Origin of the sequence: Escherichia sp. E1V33, assembly GCF_004211955.1 — a bacterium.
In the GTDB taxonomy this organism is placed as follows: domain Bacteria; phylum Pseudomonadota; class Gammaproteobacteria; order Enterobacterales; family Enterobacteriaceae; genus Escherichia.
In genome coordinates this window covers 19,813-37,341 of sequence record NZ_RHJI01000033.1, presented here as the reverse complement: position 1 = coordinate 37,341, position 17,529 = coordinate 19,813, and the positions used below count along the sequence as shown (strand labels likewise).

At 54.8% G+C, this 17,529-nt stretch carries 19 protein-coding genes; 18 read left to right on the top strand and 1 reads right to left on the bottom strand.

What is annotated here, in order from left to right:
• Positions 1 to 143: 143 nt before the first annotated feature.
• The 9 genes from flgE (at position 144) to D9742_RS21850 (ending at position 8,832) form a co-directional block, all read left to right on the top strand.
• Entirely contained in the window at positions 144 to 1,346 is a 1,203-nt protein-coding gene (flgE, locus tag D9742_RS21890; RefSeq protein ID WP_130238229.1) for a flagellar hook protein FlgE, read from the top strand.
• Positions 1,346 to 2,083, top strand: coding sequence for a flagellar basal body rod protein FlgF (locus tag D9742_RS21885; protein WP_130238228.1), 738 nt, complete (start codon positions 1,346 to 1,348; stop codon positions 2,081 to 2,083). Before flgE ends, D9742_RS21885 begins: the two co-directional genes overlap by 1 nt.
• Before the next feature lie 178 nt (positions 2,084 to 2,261).
• On the top strand, positions 2,262 to 3,047 hold the full coding sequence (gene flgG, locus D9742_RS21880) for a flagellar basal-body rod protein FlgG (protein WP_130238227.1): 786 nt from the start codon (positions 2,262 to 2,264) through the stop codon (positions 3,045 to 3,047).
• Positions 3,048 to 3,255: 208 nt separating this feature from the next.
• Positions 3,256 to 3,921 (top strand): flagellar basal body L-ring protein FlgH, encoded by a 666-nt coding sequence (gene flgH / locus D9742_RS21875; RefSeq protein ID WP_000800864.1) that lies wholly within the window; start codon positions 3,256 to 3,258, stop codon positions 3,919 to 3,921.
• Between the two features lie 14 nt (positions 3,922 to 3,935).
• Positions 3,936 to 5,036: a flagellar basal body P-ring protein FlgI gene (locus D9742_RS21870; protein WP_001181888.1), complete on the top strand. Its 1,101-nt coding sequence runs from the start codon at positions 3,936 to 3,938 to the stop codon at positions 5,034 to 5,036.
• Positions 5,036 to 5,335 (top strand): rod-binding protein, encoded by a 300-nt coding sequence (locus D9742_RS21865; RefSeq protein ID WP_000867281.1) that lies wholly within the window; start codon positions 5,036 to 5,038, stop codon positions 5,333 to 5,335. The genes D9742_RS21870 and D9742_RS21865 overlap by 1 nt, the downstream gene beginning before the upstream one ends.
• Positions 5,336 to 5,517: 182 nt before the next feature.
• A complete protein-coding gene (gene flgK, locus D9742_RS21860; RefSeq protein ID WP_130238226.1) occupies positions 5,518 to 6,894 on the top strand; it encodes a flagellar hook-associated protein FlgK in 1,377 nt (458 codons plus the stop codon).
• A gap of 14 nt (positions 6,895 to 6,908) precedes the next feature.
• Positions 6,909 to 7,838: a flagellar hook-associated protein FlgL gene (flgL, locus tag D9742_RS21855; protein ID WP_130238225.1), complete on the top strand. Its 930-nt coding sequence runs from the start codon at positions 6,909 to 6,911 to the stop codon at positions 7,836 to 7,838.
• A gap of 16 nt (positions 7,839 to 7,854) precedes the next feature.
• A complete protein-coding gene (locus D9742_RS21850) occupies positions 7,855 to 8,832 on the top strand; it encodes a flagellar hook-associated protein (RefSeq protein ID WP_130238224.1) in 978 nt (325 codons plus the stop codon).
• A 58-nt stretch (positions 8,833 to 8,890) separates the two neighbouring features.
• Here the strand turns inward: D9742_RS21850 and D9742_RS21845 are convergent, their stop codons facing one another.
• The gene (locus tag D9742_RS21845; protein ID WP_130238223.1) at positions 8,891 to 9,733 is read right to left on the bottom strand and encodes a winged helix-turn-helix domain-containing protein; all 843 of its coding nucleotides are present in this window, start codon (positions 9,731 to 9,733) and stop codon (positions 8,891 to 8,893) included.
• Positions 9,734 to 10,217: 484 nt separating this feature from the next.
• Between D9742_RS21845 and lafA the strand changes: the two genes are divergently transcribed.
• The 9 genes from lafA (at position 10,218) to lafU (ending at position 17,509) form a co-directional block, all read left to right on the top strand.
• Positions 10,218 to 11,132: a lateral flagellin LafA gene (gene lafA, locus D9742_RS21840; RefSeq protein WP_000949083.1), complete on the top strand. Its 915-nt coding sequence runs from the start codon at positions 10,218 to 10,220 to the stop codon at positions 11,130 to 11,132.
• A 258-nt stretch (positions 11,133 to 11,390) separates the two neighbouring features.
• The gene (gene fliD / locus D9742_RS21830) at positions 11,391 to 12,707 is read left to right on the top strand and encodes a flagellar filament capping protein FliD (RefSeq protein WP_130238222.1); all 1,317 of its coding nucleotides are present in this window, start codon (positions 11,391 to 11,393) and stop codon (positions 12,705 to 12,707) included.
• Between the two features lie 22 nt (positions 12,708 to 12,729).
• Positions 12,730 to 13,122 (top strand): flagellar export chaperone FliS, encoded by a 393-nt coding sequence (gene fliS, locus D9742_RS21825; RefSeq protein WP_000285319.1) that lies wholly within the window; start codon positions 12,730 to 12,732, stop codon positions 13,120 to 13,122.
• Positions 13,123 to 13,126: 4 nt separating this feature from the next.
• Positions 13,127 to 13,438: a hypothetical protein gene (locus D9742_RS21820; protein WP_033815279.1), complete on the top strand. Its 312-nt coding sequence runs from the start codon at positions 13,127 to 13,129 to the stop codon at positions 13,436 to 13,438.
• Entirely contained in the window at positions 13,435 to 14,496 is a 1,062-nt protein-coding gene (locus tag D9742_RS21815) for a flagellar hook-length control protein FliK (protein WP_130238221.1), read from the top strand. The genes D9742_RS21820 and D9742_RS21815 overlap by 4 nt, the downstream gene beginning before the upstream one ends.
• Positions 14,497 to 14,503: 7 nt before the next feature.
• Positions 14,504 to 14,971 carry a flagellar basal body-associated FliL family protein gene (locus tag D9742_RS21810; protein WP_130238220.1) on the top strand — a complete coding sequence of 156 codons (468 nt, stop codon included), beginning with the start codon at positions 14,504 to 14,506 and terminating at the stop codon, positions 14,969 to 14,971.
• 19 nt (positions 14,972 to 14,990) lie between these two features.
• Positions 14,991 to 15,707, top strand: a complete 717-nt coding sequence (locus D9742_RS21805; RefSeq protein ID WP_000938726.1) for a FliA/WhiG family RNA polymerase sigma factor — start codon at positions 14,991 to 14,993, stop codon at positions 15,705 to 15,707.
• Between the two features lie 12 nt (positions 15,708 to 15,719).
• On the top strand, positions 15,720 to 16,583 hold the full coding sequence (gene motA / locus D9742_RS21800) for a flagellar motor stator protein MotA (RefSeq protein ID WP_001169519.1): 864 nt from the start codon (positions 15,720 to 15,722) through the stop codon (positions 16,581 to 16,583).
• Between the two features lie 2 nt (positions 16,584 to 16,585).
• The gene (gene lafU / locus D9742_RS21795; protein ID WP_130238219.1) at positions 16,586 to 17,509 is read left to right on the top strand and encodes a putative lateral flagellar export/assembly protein LafU; all 924 of its coding nucleotides are present in this window, start codon (positions 16,586 to 16,588) and stop codon (positions 17,507 to 17,509) included.
• The last annotated feature ends 20 nt before the right edge of the window (positions 17,510 to 17,529 follow it).

Sequence of the window (17,529 nt, the reverse complement as noted above, 5' to 3'; positions counted from 1 at the left end):
TGTCCGGTGCCAAATTGCCTGATGCGCTTCGCTTATCAGGCCTACATGAAACTGCATGGTTTTGTAGGCCGGATAAGGCGTTCACGCCGCATCCGGCAAAACAACGGGCACGCTGTCAAAATTTGAATTAACAGGACGAAACAATGAGTTATGAAATTGCCGCAACGGGGCTGAATGCCGTTAACGAACAGCTCGACGGGATCAGTAACAACATCGCCAACGCCGGAACGGTAGGCTATAAGTCGATGACCACCCAGTTTTCAGCCATGTATGCCGGAAGCCAGGCGATGGGCGTCAGCGTGGCGGGCACCGCGCAAAGTATTTCGCGCGGCGGTTCGCTGGTATCCACCGGCAACGCGCTGGATCTGGCGATTAATGACGACGGCTTTTTTGTTACCTGCGACAGCGCGGGCAACATTTCTTATACCCGCGCCGGATCGTTTGAAACCGACAAAAACGGCTATATCGTCAACGCCTCGGGCGACTATTTACAAGGTTATCCGGTCGATGACACGGGCACCCTGCAAACCGGTACGGTGACTGATATCCAGATCAAAACCGGCAATATCCCGGCGCAGGCCAGCAGCAGCCTGACCTTTACTGCCAACTTCGATGCCAGCGATGCGGCTATCGACCGTACAACCGTGCCGTTCGATCCAACCAACAGCAGCTCGTATACCGACAGCTACACCACCACGGTGTATGACTCATTGGGTAACGAACACTCGATATGCCAGTACTTCACCAAAACCAGCGACAACACCTGGGAAGTTCAGTACACCTTCGACGGTCAGCAGCAGACCGGCGTTCCGGCGACCACCTTAACCTTCGACCCGAACACCGGGAAGCTGACTTCGCCAACCACACCGCAGACCATTGAATTTCAGACCGACGCCGCCGCACCCATCGACTTAACCGTCGATTACACCACCTGTACGCAATACGGCTCGGACTTCTCGGTCACCACCAACGCTGCCAACGGCTACGCTTCCGCAACGCAAAACGGCGTGCAGGTTGATAACGATGGCAAAGTTTACGCCACCTACAGCAACGGCGAGCGCATGTTGCAGGGGCAGGTGGTGCTGGCGACCTTCCCGAATGAAAACGGTCTCGAAGCGGTGAGTGGCACTGCGTGGGTACAAACGGGCGAATCCGGCACCCCGCTGATTGGCGTTCCCGGCTCCGGCACCTGCGGTACGCTCTCATCGGGCGTGCTCGAAAGCTCTAACGTCGATATCACCAGCGAACTGGTCAACCTGATGACCGCCCAGCGTAACTATCAGGCCAATACCAAAGTTATCGCTACCAGCACGCAGCTCGATGACGCGCTGTTCCAGGCAATGTAATGGACCGTTTGATTTATACCGCCCTGAGCGGTGCTTCTCAGACCCTGTACGAGCAGCAGATCAGCGCCAACAACCTGGCGAACGTCAACACCAACGGTTTTCGCGCCGATATGGCGATGGCGACCAACGACAAGGTGAAAGGCATCGGCTTCGACACGCGTTATATGGCGCAGGAAGGGGCCAGCGGCGTGAACGACAGCACTGGCGTGGCGGAGAAAACCGAACGCCCGCTGGACGTGGCGATTCAGGGCGCGGGTTACATTGCGGTGCAGGATAAACACGGTAACGAAGTTTATACCCGCAACGGCAACATTCAGCAGGACGACCAGGGGCAACTGACCATCGACGGCAATCTGGTGCTGGGGGATAACGGGCCGATCATTCTGCCGCCGAACGCCATTGCTTCGTTTGGCAGCGACGGCACGCTGTCGGTGACGCCCGATGACGGCGACGTGACCGCGACGATGGATATCGACCGCCTGAAGCTGGTGGATATCCCGGTCGCTAACCTGGCGAAAAATCCTGAAGGGATGCTGGTGACTGGCGACGGCATTCCGGCCCAGCGCGATGAAAACATCAAAGTCAGCGGCGGTTTTCTCGAAGGCAGCAACGTCTCGGCGGTAAGCGAGATGATGTCGTCCATCGCCATGAACCGCCAGTTTGAAGCGCAGATCAAGATGATGAAAACCGCCGAAGATATCAGCGACGCGGGCAACCGCTTATTGCGCGGCTCGTAACCGCACATCGTAGGCCGGATAAGGCGTTCACGCCGCATCCGGCAGTTATGCGGTGGCGCCTGATGCGACGCTTTGCGTCTTATCAGGCCTACAAGCCTGTGCCCAAATCGTAGGCCGGATAAGGCGTTTACGCCGCATCCGGCAACCGCGGCCTAAAAATAACACGGAATCTAACACCATGAACGCAGCATTATGGATCAGCAAAACCGGCCTCTCGGCGCAGGATGCTGAAATGAGCGCGATTGCCAACAATATCGCCAACGTTAACACCACCGGCTTCAAGCGCGACCGGGTGATGTTTCAGGATCTGTTCTACCAGACCCAGGAAGCGCCGGGCGCGATGCTTGACCAGAACAACATCATGCCGACCGGGCTGCAATTCGGTAGCGGCGTGCGCATTGTCGGCACCCAGAAAACCTTCACCGAAGGCAATGTCGAAACCACCGACAACGCGATGAATGTCGCCATTATGGGGCAGGGATTTTTGCAGGTGCAAAAGGCTAACGGCGATATCGCTTATACACGCGATGGTAATTTGCAGGTGAACGCTGACGGCGTACTGACCAACTCGCAGGGCTTGCCTTTACAGCCGGAGATCGACGTTCCGGCGGGGGCGACTAATGTTGCTTTTGGTGAGGACGGCACGGTGACGGCGATCTTACCTGGCGACAGCGACGTGACCGAGTTAGGGCAACTGACGCTGGTTAACTTCGCTAACCCGGCGGGGCTTTCCGCCGAGGGTGACAACCTCTATCTGGAAACCACCGCCAGCGGTCAGCCGACAGAAGGTGTGCCGGGCGAAGATGGGCTTGGCACTTTGCAGGACAACGCACTGGAAGGCTCGAACGTGGATATCGTCAACGAAATGGTGGCGATGATTACGGTGCAACGCGCGTACGAGATGAACGCCAAAATGGTGTCGGCGGCGGACGATATGCTGCAGTACATCAGTCAGACGTTGTAAGGGTGTAGGGCTGCGTGCGGTCTGTAACCCTCACCCCGGCCCTCTCCCTGGAAGGGAGAGGGGGAAAAGCGGCGCACATTGTAACAACGCGCACAGGTCAGTCCCCTCGCCCCTCTGGGGAGAGGGCTAGGGTGAGGGGGAATAAACAGCTCCACACCCACCAAACAACCGGCCACTCCCGTGGCCTGCAACACTAAACAGGCAGAATGTGAAAAATTATCTCTGGCTGGTGGCGCTGCTTCCACTCCTTAGCGGGTGTGAATCGCAGGCCATTCTGGTCAAAAAAGACGACGCATACTTTGCGCCACCGAAAACCGAAGCGCCGCCTCCGGCAGACGGGCGTGCCGGGGGCGTGTTTGAAACCGGCTACAACTGGTCGCTAACCGCCGATCGGCGGGCTTACCGCGTGGGCGATATCCTGACGGTGATCCTCGAAGAATCCACCCAGTCGAGCAAACAGGCGAAAACCAACTTCGGTAAAAACAACACCGTCGATATCGGCGCGCCGACCATTTTTGGACACACCAAAGATAAGCTTTCCGGCTCCATCGACGCTAACCGCGACTTTGACGGCAGCGCCACTTCCCAGCAGCAGAACAGCCTGCGCGGGGAGATCACCGTTTCCGTCCACGCGGTGCAGCCCAACGGCATCCTGGAAATTCGCGGCGAAAAATGGCTCACCCTCAACCAGGGCGATGAGTACATCCGCTTAAGCGGCCTGGTACGCGCCGACGACATCCAGAACGACAACTCGGTTTCCTCCCAGCGGATCGCCGATGCCCGCATCTCCTATGCCGGACGCGGCGCGTTAAGCGACGCCAACGCCGCAGGCTGGCTGACGCGGCTGTTTAACCATCCTCTGTTCCCGATTTAATGCCGGAGAGTGCAATGCAAAACTGGATAAAGGCCGCAGTTATCGCCGTGAGCCTGGCGCTGCCCGGCGTGGCGCTGGCGCAATCGCTGGAGTCGCTGGTCAACGTACAGGGTGTGCGCGAAAACCAACTGGTCGGCTACAGCCTGGTGGTCGGCCTCGACGGCACCGGCGATAAAAACCAGGTCAAATTCACCAACCAGACCATCACCAATATGCTGCGCCAGTTTGGCGTGCAGTTGCCGAATAAAATCGACCCGAAGGTGAAAAACGTCGCAGCGGTGGCGGTGAGTGCCACATTGCCGCCAATGTACTCGCGCGGGCAGACCATTGATGTCACCGTTTCGTCGATTGGCGATGCCAAAAGTATTCGTGGCGGCACTTTGTTGCTGACGCAGTTGCACGGCGCGGATGGCGAGGTTTATGCCCTGGCGCAGGGCAGCGTGGTGGTGGGCGGGATGAACGCCACCGGGGCCAGCGGTTCCAGCGTGACGGTTAATACGCCAACCGCCGGGTTAATTCCTAACGGCGCGACGGTGGAGCGCGAGATCCCCAGCGATTTTCAGATGGGCGACACCATCACCCTCAACCTGAAACGCCCGTCGTTTAAAGACGCTAACAACATTGCGGCGGCAATTAACGCTTCGTTTGGCGGCATTGCCACCGCACAGAGTTCCACCAACGTTACCGTGCGTGCGCCCACCAGCCCCGGCGCGCGGGTGGCGTTTATGTCGCAACTGGACGATGTGCAGGTGCAGGCGGAGAAAATCCGCGCCCGTGTGGTGTTTAACTCGCGTACCGGTACGGTGGTGATGGGCGATGGCGTTGCGCTGCACGCGGCGGCGGTGTCGCACGGCAGTTTGACCGTCTCGATTAACGAAACCAGCAACGTCAGCCAGCCGAATGCCTTTGCGGGCGGGCGCACGGCGGTAACGCCGCAGAGCAATATCGCGGTGAATCATGCGCGCCCGGGCGTGGTGAGTTTGCCGGAGTCGAGCAGCCTGAAAACGCTGGTGAATGCGCTGAACAGTTTAGGCGCAACGCCGGACGACATTATGTCGATTTTGCAGGCGCTGCATGAAGCAGGCGCGCTGGATGCCGACCTGGAGGTGATCTGATGAAAGTGAACGGCAGCGGCGGGATTGACGGCAGCGATGCGTTAATGGGGCCGAAGGTTCAGGCCAATGATATTAAGCAGGCCGCGGAGCAGTTTGAGGCGATTTTTTTACGCAACATGCTGAAAGAAATGCGCAAAACCAACGAGTTGTTTGATTCGAAAGATAACCCGTTTAACAGCGATTCGGTGCGCATGATGCAGGGGTTTTATGACGATGAGTTGTGTAACACCCTGGCGCAACAGCACGGGATTGGGATTGCGGCGATGATTGTGAAGCAGTTGTCGCCGAAGCATAAATGAGGCTCCGACGTTTGGTGCCTGATGCGACGCTGTCGCGTCTTATCAGGCCTACGAGGTGCCCGTATGTAGGCCGGATAAGGCGTCCACGCCGCATCCGGCGTTCGGCACCCGGTTTACGGAACTTAAGAATCCCCATCTTCACGCCGCTTTTAACCGGCACGATTTACCGGTAAGGATCCAACATGGACATGATTAACATCGGCTACAGCGGCGCATCAACGGCGCAGGTGGAGCTGAACGTCACGGCGCAAAACACCGCCAACGCCATGACCACGGGCTATACCCGTCAGGTGGCGGAGATCAGCACCATCGGTGCCAGCGGCGGTTCGCCGAACAGCGCTGGTAACGGCGTGCAGGTCGACAGCATTCGCCGCGTCTCTAACCAGTATCAGGTGAATCAGGTGTGGTATGCCGCCAGCGATTACGGCTATTACAGCACCCAGCAGGGGTATCTCACGCAATTGGAAGCGGTATTGAGCGACGATAACAGCAGCCTGAGCGGCGGCTTCGATAACTTCTTCGCCGCCCTCAACGAAGCGACCACCAGCCCCGATGATTCCGCCCTGCGCGAGCAGGTGATCAGTGAAGCCGGGGCGCTGTCGTTGCGTATCGACAACACGCTGGATTACATCGACTCGCAAAGTACGGAAATCATCAGCCAGCAGCAGGCGATGGTGTCGCAAATCAATACGCTTACCAGCGGCATCGCCAGCTATAACCAGCAAATCGCCCAGGCCGAGGCCAACGGTGATAACGCCTCCGCGCTGTACGACGCCCGCGACCAGATGGTAGAAGAACTGAGCGGGATGATGGATGTGCAGGTCAATATCGACGACCAGGGCAACTACAACGTTACCCTGAAAAACGGTCAGCCGCTGGTGAGCGGGCAGCAAAGCTCGACCATCGCGCTGGAAACCAACGCCGACGGTACGCCGACCATGTCGCTGACCTTCGCCGGAACCACCTCGACGATGACCACCGACACCGGCGGTTCATTAGGCGCACTGTTTGATTATCAAAACGATGTACTGACGCCGCTGACCGACACCATCAACAGCATGGCGTCGCAGTTCGCCGATGCAGTCAACAACCAGCTGGCGCAGGGCTACGATCTCAACGGTAATCCCGGCGAGCCGCTGTTTATCTATGACGCCAGCAATGCCGATGGCCCGCTGACCGTGAATCCGGATATCACCGCCGATGAGCTGGCGTTCTCCAGTTCGCCGGACGAAAGCGGTAACAGCGACAATCTCCAGGCACTGATCAATATCTCCACCGAACCGCTGGAGATCGACAATCTTGGCAGCGTGACGGTTGGGCAGGCGTGCTCGTCAATCATCAGCAATATCGGCATTTACAGTCAGCAAAACCAGACGGAAGTCGATGCCGCGTCCAATGTTTATTCCGAAGCGCAAAACCAGCAAAGCAGCGTCAGCGGCGTCAGCATGGACGAAGAAGCGGTGAACCTGATCACCTATCAACAAATTTATGAAGCCAATCTGAAAGTCATTTCCGCCGGGGCCGATATTTTCGATTCGGTGCTGGAAATGTGCAGCTAAGCGGGAGCGCGAAAATGCGAGTAACCACCCAACAAACCTACGTCTCGATGACGCAAAGTTTTAATAATCTCTCCGGCGATCTGGCGCATGTGGTCGAGCAGATGGCAACCGGCAAGGAAATTTTGCAGCCGTCGGATGACCCGATCGCCGCCACGCGCATCACCCAGTTGAACCGTCAGCAGTCGGCGATTGAGCAGTATCAGAGCAATATCGACTCCGCGTCGGCGGGCTTAAGCCAGCAGGAATCGATCCTCGATGGCGTCAACAATAGCCTGCTGGCGGTGCGCGACGATCTGTTGGAAGCGGCGAATGGCACCAATACCGCCGATTCGCTCGCAAGCCTCGGGCAGGATATTGAGTCGCTCACCGAATCGATGGTCGCGGCGCTGAACTATCAGGACGAAGACGGGCACTACGTGTTTGGCGGTACTATCAACGATGAGCCGCCGATTGTGGCAGTGGACGATGACGGCGACGGCGTGACCGACAGCTACAGCTATCAGGGCAACAGCGATCACCGCCAGACCACCGTGTCGAACGGCGTGGAAGTGGATACCAACGTGGCGGCGAGCGATTTCTTCGGCAGCAATTTAGATGTGCTCAACACACTGAATTCCCTGTCGCAGGAGCTGCAAAACCCGGACGTCGCTCCGGCAGATCCGCAGGTGCAGAGCGATATTCAGAACGCCGTTGATGTGGTGGACACCGCCTCGGACGACCTCAACGCCTCGATTGCGTCACTCGGCGAGACGCAGAACACCATGTCGATGCTGAGCGATGCACAGACCGATATCTCCACCTCTAATGATGAGCTGATTGGTTCACTCCAGGATCTCGATTACGGCCCGGCGTCAATCACCTTTACCGGACTGGAAGTGGCAATGGAAGCGACCCTCAAGACTTACTCGAAGGTGAGTGAGTTGAATCTTTTTAGTGTGATTTAACCTTTTCAGGAACAGTATGCAGGTCGGACTTACTTCTTCGTCACTCGCCACCGGCGGCGCGCATAGCGCTGCGGTATCGTCGTCAACCGTTGCGCCCACTCAGGCGGTGCGGCAAAAACTCCCGGCGACGGCGAGTGAATATCCGGCCTCGCCGCTGATTACCACTCGCCCGCAGCGTTACAGTGTACAGCTTAACGACCAGCTCACCACGTTACAGCAGGCGGAACACTATCTCGGGCAACTGGAGCACCAGTTGCTCGATTATCGTCACAGCCAGCGCAAGGGCGGGCAGGCGCAGAGTACGGCGCTGATGCAGATGCTGGACAAACGCACCGCGCTTTCCGGCGGCGCGGTGGACCGCCAGTTACAGCCGGTGTTGCAGGGCGAAGCGCGGGTGACTTTTCACTCGCCGGATCTGGCGAATCTCGTACACAACCCCACGCCGGGAACGCGTATGTTCAGCGTTTTTGACGGGCGGCAGACTCAGCTTTCGGCGGTGATGCTGTCTGAGGATGACAACGCCGGACAGTATCAGACGCGGCTGACCAATGCTCTGCGCCGCGTGGGCGTGCAGGTACATCAGCAAGCGGACGGAATCAGTTTCTCCACCACTGAAAAACAGTGGCCTGACATCGAGCGCACCTTAAGCGCGCGCACCGATGGCGATAAATCAGCATTTATGCCGCTGAAAACCTTTGCCGAGCCGTCACAGGCGGACCGCTTAGCGCAAAGCCTGCAACAGGGCGGGGCGGGGATTTCTCAAATGCTGGAAAACATTAATCAGCAGCGCGCGCAGATGGCGGTGCAGCAGGAAAAAGCCCGCCAGTTGATCGACGGCATGTCCCGCTTCCCGCAAACGGAAAATGCGGTGCAGGCATCGGAAAACCTTGGCGGCGTGCTGGATAGCGCCAATCATAACTATCAGGTTTTATTGCAGGCGGTGAACGGTCAGGCGCGAATATCCAGCCAGACGGTGAGGAATTTATTGGGGTAATTATCGGCAGGCCGGATAAGACGCGTTTAGCGTCGCATCCGGCATTTATTAGCGCTCATCAGCATTTCTGCACAGTATTTAACAACTTCTCTAAATTCTGATACATCGCGCTATTAATATCGCTATTCTGCCAGCTATCCACATTAAAGGTTAATTGCCAGCTACCATTGCACTGGTTACGCAGAACAATATCACTTTCCAGTCGGTTACGAACATATTTATAATATGTTGTCATTGTCATATTATGCGCTGACAATAAATTATCGAGTTTGTCTTTCCCTGGTGCGAGGGTTTGTGACAGTAACGGTGCGGAATTATTTTCTTTTCCAGAACTAAGATGAAATATTTTTATTCTTGGACTGTTAATTGACTCTTTTACCAGCTGCGGGGCGTCAGGTGTACTTTTCAAGTGTGAATACCCCACGGTCGAGCCAATAAATATAACAGCCGCGGCTAACGCTAACCCCATTATTCCTTTATGTTTTTTTCTAACAGGCACAGGCGGTGTTGTCGAAGATATCTCTTCTGGCACAGTTCCCTGTATCTGGCCGGTAATAATCAGCGCTTCCGCAGGCGATGACTCCGGCAAAGACACATACTCTTTATTGCATAAGTAACCTTTCTTCGGGATGGTTTTAATAATGTTCTGTTGTTTGCCATCATCGTCGATAGCAACGCGCAACGCATGGATCGCCGTCGGCAGGCTGTTACCGCCGACAATGCGGTTCTTCCATACTTCGGCACATAAATAAGATCGCGATAAAACTACATCGGCATTTTTTGCTAATGTTTCCAGCAAAATAAAATGGTATTCGCCGAGACGACGTGTTTCACCCGTTTCGCAATGTATTAAGGCATTAAGCGACGGGTCCATCCGCCAGTTGTTGATAATAATACTCATAGTTGAGTTTACCTTAGCAAGGGATAAATGTTCCTGATAGTGCTTTGCATAAAGCACAGTCTTATACGTCCCTGAGAAGATGATTTTTCTGCGTGATAATTAATATTTTATGGTAATAGGATTATTCTTAATCACTATATGGCGTGGAAATGTAACGAAATGACAGGACAGGTACAATAGCCAAATGTGTACTATTTGCAACGCAATGTAAATTTTAGCATCAGTACATTGAGAAAAAAACGCGTTAATTGATGACAACCTTAACTATATCAAGAGCTTGATAAAGACATATTTTGATACCTGGCCATGTGGCAGATATTGCTAATAATCTTTTTATCTGAATTTAAACTCTGCTTTTTTTAGCTAAAAGTGGCATCAGATAATACGTATCGAAAATTTTTTCATAGCGATTTTAAGTTTGCTCCCGATGTGTCGTTTTTACAGGGTATCGAAATGAAAACGATTAATCCCAAGGAGCAGTATCATGTTATCTATTAACACCAATAACGCCTCAATGGCCGCCGTTAATGCAATCAGCAAAAGCAGCTCTTCTCTGTCTACATCTATGGAACGCCTGGCGACAGGTAACCGGATTAACTCTTCTGCCGATGACGCAGCGGGCAAACAAATTGCTAACCGTCTGACTGCACAGTCCAGCGGTATGGGTGTTGCGCTGAGCAACATCAATGATGCCACCGCGATGCTGCAAACCGCTGACAGCATGTTCGACGAAATGTCTGACGTGCTGGGCCGTATGAAAGACCTGTCAACTCAGGCAGCGAACGGCACCTACAGCGACGACGATCTGCAGGCGATGCAGGACGAATACGACGAACTGGGTCAGCAGATGTCTGACATGCTGCAAAACACCACTTACGGCGGTACCAACCTGTTCGGTGTTTCCGGTACCAGCAACACCGGTACTGACGGTCTGTTCCAGAGCGCGGTGACGTTCCAGGTGGGCGCGGAATCTTCCGACACCATGACCGTGAACATTTCAAGCCAACTGAACACCCTGGTGACCGATCTTTCTGCTATCAGTAACTCCTTTAGTGCGGATCAGGCAGACACCACGGGTACTGCAGGCGTGTCTGGCGGTACTGAGCTGACTGCGTCTGGCTCGGCTAACCAGATGATCACCAGCATTTCTACCGCGATGGATGACGTGTCGCAGATCCAGTCCAAGCTGGGTGCGTCTATTAACCGTCTGAACGACACTGCCAACAACCTGACCAGCATGCAGGACAACACCGAAGTTGCTATCGGTAACATTATGGATACCGACTACGCGACGGAAGCGTCCAACATGACTAAACAGCAGGTGCTGATGCAGACCGGCATCACCATGCTGAAACAGTCCAACAGCATGTCCAGCATGGTTTCCAGCCTGCTGCAGTAATGGCGGATTTGCGTAGGCATGATAAGACGCGTCAGCGTCGCATCAGGCATTATGCACCGATTGCCGGATGCGGCGTAAACGCCTTATCCGGCCTACGAACAACACCGCCTGCGGGCGGTGTTGTGCTTTCTGCGGCAGGCTTTTTTCCGCCAGACCGGAAACGCCATTTCCGCCTATTTTTCAATCTATTGATTATTCACATAAAAATTATTGGCACGCCTTTTGCCAATAACCTGACATCGTTATCCGGAGTCATCAATGATCAACCCAAGAACCATTGCGCAAGAAATCGCTTATGCGGATGTCGCCACCCAGGCGACAAATTTGCAGGAAAAGCAAAGTGAGCTGGATGCTGAAAGCAGCGGCCTGGATTCGCTCAGCTCGGCGTTAAGCGATTTCCAGAGCGCCGTCGACGCGCTAAACAGCGATACCGACGGCCCGGTGACGTTTGCCGCCACCAGCAATAATGACTCGGCGACCGTTTCCGCTAACTCGCAGGCGCAGGCGGGAAGCTACTCGTTTTTCGTTGAGCAACTGGCGCAGGGGCAGCAAACCACGTTCAGTATGGGCGACGACGCTTTTTCCGCTACCGGCACCTTCGAACTGACGATGGGCGACAGCACCATGGATATTGATCTGTCGGCGGCGGATCAGAACGGCGACGGCGATGGTTTTATCGACGCCAGTGAACTGGTGAATGCGATTAACGACTCCGATGACAATCCGGGCGTTTCAGCGGCACTGGTAAAAACCGACGGCACCACCACCATTATGCTCACTTCGGATAGCACCGGGGCGCAGAGCGCGTTTTCGGTGAGCGTAACGGGGCATGACGCCAGCAACGATAGCACCAGCGCGCCCGTTGCCACGGATGTTTCCTCCGCTCAGGACGCGATTATTCATCTCGGCAGCGCTACGGGGCCAGCCATCACCAACAGCAGCAACACTTTTGATGATGTGATCCCCGGCGTCACCATGACTTTCACCGAAGTCAGCGATTCTGACAGCGATCTCATCACCTTTAACATCAGCGAAGATTCCAGCGCCAGCCAGGAGAAAGTACAGACTTTTGTCGATGCCTATAACACCTTGATTGATACGGTTGATTCGCTGACCACTCACGGTGATGACAGTACCAGCGCCGGGGTATTTGCAGGCGACGCCGGACTCAGTTCACTGGCGAATCAGCTCGATGACATCGCCCATGCCAGCTACAACGGCGTGTCGATTGTTGACTATGGCATCACCCTCGATTCTCACGGCCACTTACAGATTGACTCCGACCAGTTCAACGACGAAATGGCGAAAAACCCTGACGGTCTGACCTCTATTTTCGTTGGCGACAACAGCATGGTGGCACAGATGGACGACCTGATTAACACCTACACGGACTCCAGCAACGGCATCATCACCCTGCGCCAGCAGAACATTGACGATCAGATGAACAAAATTCAGGACGAAGGCGATCAGCTTACTGATACCTATAACGCCAACTACGACCGTTATCTCGAGGAGTACACCAACACGCTGGTCGAGGTGTACACCATGAAAGCCAGCATGGCGGCATTCGCGTAACTCAGAAGGAATATCCCTAAAGATGTACCAAGTACAGGACGGCTATTCGCAATATAAAGAGATCGATCTCGCGGCGCGTACTGCGGCGGCATCGCCTCTGGAACTGGTGCTGGTGCTGTTTTCTGGCCTGATGGATGAGCTGGAACGCGCCAAAAGCCATATTGAAGGGCGGCGTTTCGAGAAGAAAGCCCAGAGCATCAATAAATGCATCGACATTCTCAATGCGCTCACCAGTTCGCTGGAGTTTGAAACTGGCGGCGAGCTGGTGGTCAACCTTTCGCGCCTCTATGACCACTGCGTTTACCGATTGTATGAAGCCAGCGGCGAATTGTCGGCAGAGAAAATCGATGAAGTGATGCTGATCTTAAGCAACCTGCGCGAAGGCTGGGAAGGGCTTTCGGGCAAGCTGGGTTAAGACGATGGAAAAACAACGCAGGCAACTTTTCGCATTGGTCGAGGCGATGAATGAAGCCCTCGACAAGCAACGCTGGCGACGCCTTCCGGCACTGCATCAGCAGTTGATGCGCCAGTTTCACGATTACGCGGCGGCGGAAACCGACGCGGCGCAGTTGGATGCGGTGAAGGCGCGGCTGTATGACGCGTTTAATACCCTGATTAAACGGCGCGAGCAGCGCGCAGAAGTGTTGAAAGCGCGTATGGAACAGCATCAGCGGCATCAGGAAGGCGTACTGGCCTACTCAATTGTTAATTTACTTTCGGAGAAGTCATGAATCCGGCATTGCTTGCCACGCTCGGAACGCTTGCGGAAACGGCGTCGCTGAAAGCGGATATTTTACCGTCGGTGAGCGGTGAAAACGCGCCCGCGTTTACCCTGCCGAAAATGGCGGTCGCGGCGGTGGCGGAGCGCGTTCATAGCGCTAAAACCAATCAGCAACAGGCGACGCGCCCGCAGGAGAACGATCCGGTGGCGATGCAGGCGCTAATGGCGCTGTTACTTCCGCAACCAGCCGCGCCGCATCAGGACACGCCGCAGCCGCGAAACGTCGCAACATCGCCGGTTATCCAGCAATTGACGAAAGCGGTGGTGCAAAACGCGCCGCAACGCCCGACGCAACAACAGGAACTCACGCCGTTGCCGCCGCAGTTGCAGGAACTGATCAGTCAGTTGCCGCAGGCGAAACCCGAACAGCAGGCCAGACTGGCGACTTACGCCAGTGAAGATTTACATGCCATTTCGCCGACGCAGCCGCGCGTCTCAACACAGCCTGCTCGCCCGAAACCTGAACTAACTCGTGTGACCGCGCGCCCGCAGGTCGAGCGTAAAACGGAAAAAGTGCCGGACAGCGAACCGGTTATTGCGCGTGCGGTGTTGCAGGTTAAGACGCCGGAGCTGGTCAGCGATCATCAGGAGATTGTCGCCAAACCAGCCACGCTTTCGATGGATGAACTGGGCGAAAAACTGACGACGCTGTTGAAAGATCAGATCCACTTTCAGCTCAACAAACAACAGCAGATCTCCACCATCCGTCTTGATCCACCGTCGCTTGGCAAGCTTGAGATCGCCGTACAACTCGACAACGGCAAACTGATGGTGCACATCGGCGCGAACCAAAGTGAAGTTTGCCGCGCGTTGCAGCAGTTTAGCGACGATCTCCGCCAGCATCTGACGGCGCAAAATTTTATGGAGGTGAACGTACAGGTTTCCTCCGAAGGGCAGTCGCAGCAACAACAACAGTCGGGCCATCAGCAGGAAGAGGTGAGTGCTGCCTTACAGCTTGATGATGCGCCTCAATTTCAACAGAACGAATCCGTTTTGATCAAAGTGTAAAGGCAATATGAAGAAAATCGTGGTGGCGGGCGTGGTCAGCGCCGTTCTGGCGTTGGTGGTGGGGGCCGGAGCTGGATGGGGTGTCTGGCATCATTATGCCGGAAAAGGAAAACCGACTGCCGTTGCGCAGACGGAAACGGTGGAAACCCTGGATGAAAGCAAAAGCGTGTTTGTGACGTTGCCGGAAACCATTGTCACGCTGCATGACAACAACGGTGCGGACCATTATTTGTCGGCGGAATTAGTGATGGTGGTCGCCAGTGACAAAGAAGCGGAAAAAATAAAACATCAGGAGCCGCTGTATCAAAGTATTGCGGTTGAATGCCTGACGGAAATGAAATTTGAAGATTTGCGTGGCATGAAAATATCTGCCATCCGCAAACTGATTTCGGATGCGTTAAAGAAAGATCTTCAGCGTCGCAAAATGAGCGCACCGTATAAGGATTTGCTGGTGAAAAAAGTGGTCTTCCAGTAATCACCAGGCGGATATAAATATGCTACAGGATGTATTCGAGTCGGAAGAATTTGCTGCCGCGCCGGTATTAACCCCGCAGCAGGAGAGCCACTACTTGCAGGCCTATTTACCGTTGGTGCGTAAAGTGGTGCGGCAACTTGCCCCGCAGTGTAATTGCATTATTGATCGTCAGGATATGGAACAAACGGCGTTAATGGGGCTGCTTAATGCCATCCGCCGCTACGGGCTGCCGGACGAAGGTTTTGCGGGCTATGCCGTGCACCGTATTCGCGGCGCGATCCTGGATGAGCTGCGCGCTCTCGACTGGCGACCGCGCCAGCTGCGACAGAAATATCATCAGATGAAAGACCTGATTCGCGAAACGCGTAAAAAACTGGGGCACGAACCGGAGTGGTCAGAACTGGCCGTGGAAGGGATCTCGCATGAAGATTATCTCGAATATCAGCAACTGGAAGGGGCGGAAACGCTTGCCAGCCTGGACGAACTGCTGAACGGCGAAGGGCCTGGTATTCCGCTTGCTGGCCGGGAACTGGAAGATCAGTTTGTCACTCAGCAAATGCTGCAATACGCGCTTTCACAATTAAGCGAAAAAGAGCAACTGATCCTCTCCATGTATTACCAGCATGAGATGAATCTCAAAGAGATTGCGCTGGTATTAGGGCTAACCGAGGCCCGAATTTGTCAACTGAATAAACAGATCGCGCAGAAAATTCGTGATTTTGTCTATCCGAATTAAAGTGAAGAAATCATGCAAAAAATATTAGGTTTACTGGTGGTGCTCGGCTGCGTATTTGGCGGTTATTTTGAAGCGGGCGGGCAATTAGTGGCTATCTGGCAACCGGCGGAAATGATCATTATTTTAGGTGCCGGTTTCGGGGCGATGATTATTGGTAACCCGAAACATGTGCTGAAAGAGATTGCCCATCAAATTAAAGGCGTGATCAGTAAAAAACAGCTCGGGCCGGAATTTCAGCGTCAGCTATTAATGTGCCTGTATGAGTTGCTGGAAATGGTGCAAAACGGCGGCCTGCGCATGTTGGATCAACATATTGAGCAGCCAGAAGAGAGCACCGTTTTCCAGAAATACCCGCTGGTATTAACTCAGAAGCGGCTGGTGACCTTTATTGCCGATAACTTTCGCCTGATGGCGATGGGTAAAATCGACGCCCATGAACTGGAAGGCATTCTCGATCAGGAACTGGACACCGCGGAAGAGTCGCTGCTAACGCCGTCGCGCTCGCTGCAACGTACCGCCGAAGCGATGCCGGGGTTTGGCATTTGTGCGGCGGTGTTGGGCATCATCATCACCATGCAGTCAATTGACGGATCTATCGCCCTGATTGGCTTGAAAGTGGCGGCGGCGCTGGTCGGTACGTTTTTAGGCGTCTTCATTTGCTACTGCCTGATGGACCCGCTCGCCAACGCCATGGAACAACAGGCGCGGGCGGAACATTCTTTACTGGAATGTGTGCGCACCGTGCTGGTGGCGCAGGCAGGCGGCAAACCGACGCTGCTGGCGGTGGACGCCGGGCGTAAGCTGCTGCATCTGGCGTCCAAACCGACCTTCGCCAACCTCGACGCGTGGGTGAATGCGATGCTGGAGCAAGAATAAGCATGAGAAAAACGGGCAACCGCCGCGAACGTGGGGCAAAAACCACCATCGTCCGGCGGCAGATCAAAAAGAATCATGCCGGGCATCACGGTGGGGCGTGGAAGGTGGCGTTTGCCGACTTTACTCTGGCGATGATGGCGCTATTTATGACGCTGTGGATTGTCAACAGCGTCAGTAAATCCGAGCGTGAAAGCATTATCGCCGCGCTGCACGGGCAGTCGATTTTTAACGGTGGTGGGCTGTCGCCGTTAAATAAAATCAGCCCGTCTCATCCGTCAAAACCTGCCATCGTGGCGGTGCCGGAAGAGACGGAGAAAAAAGCGCGCGACGTCAACGAGAAAACGGCACTGCTGAAGAAGAAATCCGCCACCGAGTTGGGGGAGCTGGCGACCAGTATCAACACCATCGCCCGTGATGCGCATATGGAAGCGAATCTGGAGATGGAGATTGTCCCGCAGGGATTACGCGTGCTGATTAAAGACGACCAGAACCGCAATATGTTTGAACGCGGCAGCGCGAAGATTATGCCGTTCTTTAAAACGCTGCTGGTGGAGCTCGCGCCAGTGTTCGACTCGCTCGATAACAAAATTATTATTACCGGGCATACCGATGCGATGGCCTACAAAAACAATATCTACAACAACTGGAACCTTTCGGGCGATCGCGCGCTTTCAGCTCGTCGGGTGCTGGAAGAGGCCGGAATGCCGGAAGATAAAGTGATGCAGGTGAGCGCAATGGCGGATCAGATGCTGCTGGACGCGAAGAATCCGCAAAGCGCGGGCAACCGGCGCATTGAGATTATGGTGCTGACCAAAAGTGCGTCCGATACGTTGTATCAATACTTTGGTCAGCATGGGGATAAAGTGGTGCAACCGCTGGTGCAAAAGCTGGATAAGCAGCAGGTGCTTTCGCAGCGAACGCATTAAATGCTGAATCTTTACGCATT

Coding starts and splice junctions, on each gene's coding strand:
- flgL (WP_130238225.1), top strand. CDS start 6,909: ATGCGAGTAACCACCCAACAAACCTACGTCTCGATGACGCAAAGTTTT.
- motA (WP_001169519.1), top strand. CDS start 15,720: ATGCAAAAAATATTAGGTTTACTGGTGGTGCTCGGCTGCGTATTTGGC.
- fliS (WP_000285319.1), top strand. CDS start 12,730: ATGTACCAAGTACAGGACGGCTATTCGCAATATAAAGAGATCGATCTC.
- D9742_RS21865 (WP_000867281.1), top strand. CDS start 5,036: ATGAAAGTGAACGGCAGCGGCGGGATTGACGGCAGCGATGCGTTAATG.
- flgG (WP_130238227.1), top strand. CDS start 2,262: ATGAACGCAGCATTATGGATCAGCAAAACCGGCCTCTCGGCGCAGGAT.
- D9742_RS21885 (WP_130238228.1), top strand. CDS start 1,346: ATGGACCGTTTGATTTATACCGCCCTGAGCGGTGCTTCTCAGACCCTG.
- D9742_RS21845 (WP_130238223.1), bottom strand. CDS start 9,733: ATGAGTATTATTATCAACAACTGGCGGATGGACCCGTCGCTTAATGCC.
- D9742_RS21820 (WP_033815279.1), top strand. CDS start 13,127: ATGGAAAAACAACGCAGGCAACTTTTCGCATTGGTCGAGGCGATGAAT.
- D9742_RS21850 (WP_130238224.1), top strand. CDS start 7,855: ATGCAGGTCGGACTTACTTCTTCGTCACTCGCCACCGGCGGCGCGCAT.
- lafU (WP_130238219.1), top strand. CDS start 16,586: ATGAGAAAAACGGGCAACCGCCGCGAACGTGGGGCAAAAACCACCATC.
- D9742_RS21805 (WP_000938726.1), top strand. CDS start 14,991: ATGCTACAGGATGTATTCGAGTCGGAAGAATTTGCTGCCGCGCCGGTA.
- D9742_RS21810 (WP_130238220.1), top strand. CDS start 14,504: ATGAAGAAAATCGTGGTGGCGGGCGTGGTCAGCGCCGTTCTGGCGTTG.
- fliD (WP_130238222.1), top strand. CDS start 11,391: ATGATCAACCCAAGAACCATTGCGCAAGAAATCGCTTATGCGGATGTC.
- lafA (WP_000949083.1), top strand. CDS start 10,218: ATGTTATCTATTAACACCAATAACGCCTCAATGGCCGCCGTTAATGCA.
- D9742_RS21870 (WP_001181888.1), top strand. CDS start 3,936: ATGCAAAACTGGATAAAGGCCGCAGTTATCGCCGTGAGCCTGGCGCTG.
- D9742_RS21815 (WP_130238221.1), top strand. CDS start 13,435: ATGAATCCGGCATTGCTTGCCACGCTCGGAACGCTTGCGGAAACGGCG.
- flgK (WP_130238226.1), top strand. CDS start 5,518: ATGGACATGATTAACATCGGCTACAGCGGCGCATCAACGGCGCAGGTG.
- flgE (WP_130238229.1), top strand. CDS start 144: ATGAGTTATGAAATTGCCGCAACGGGGCTGAATGCCGTTAACGAACAG.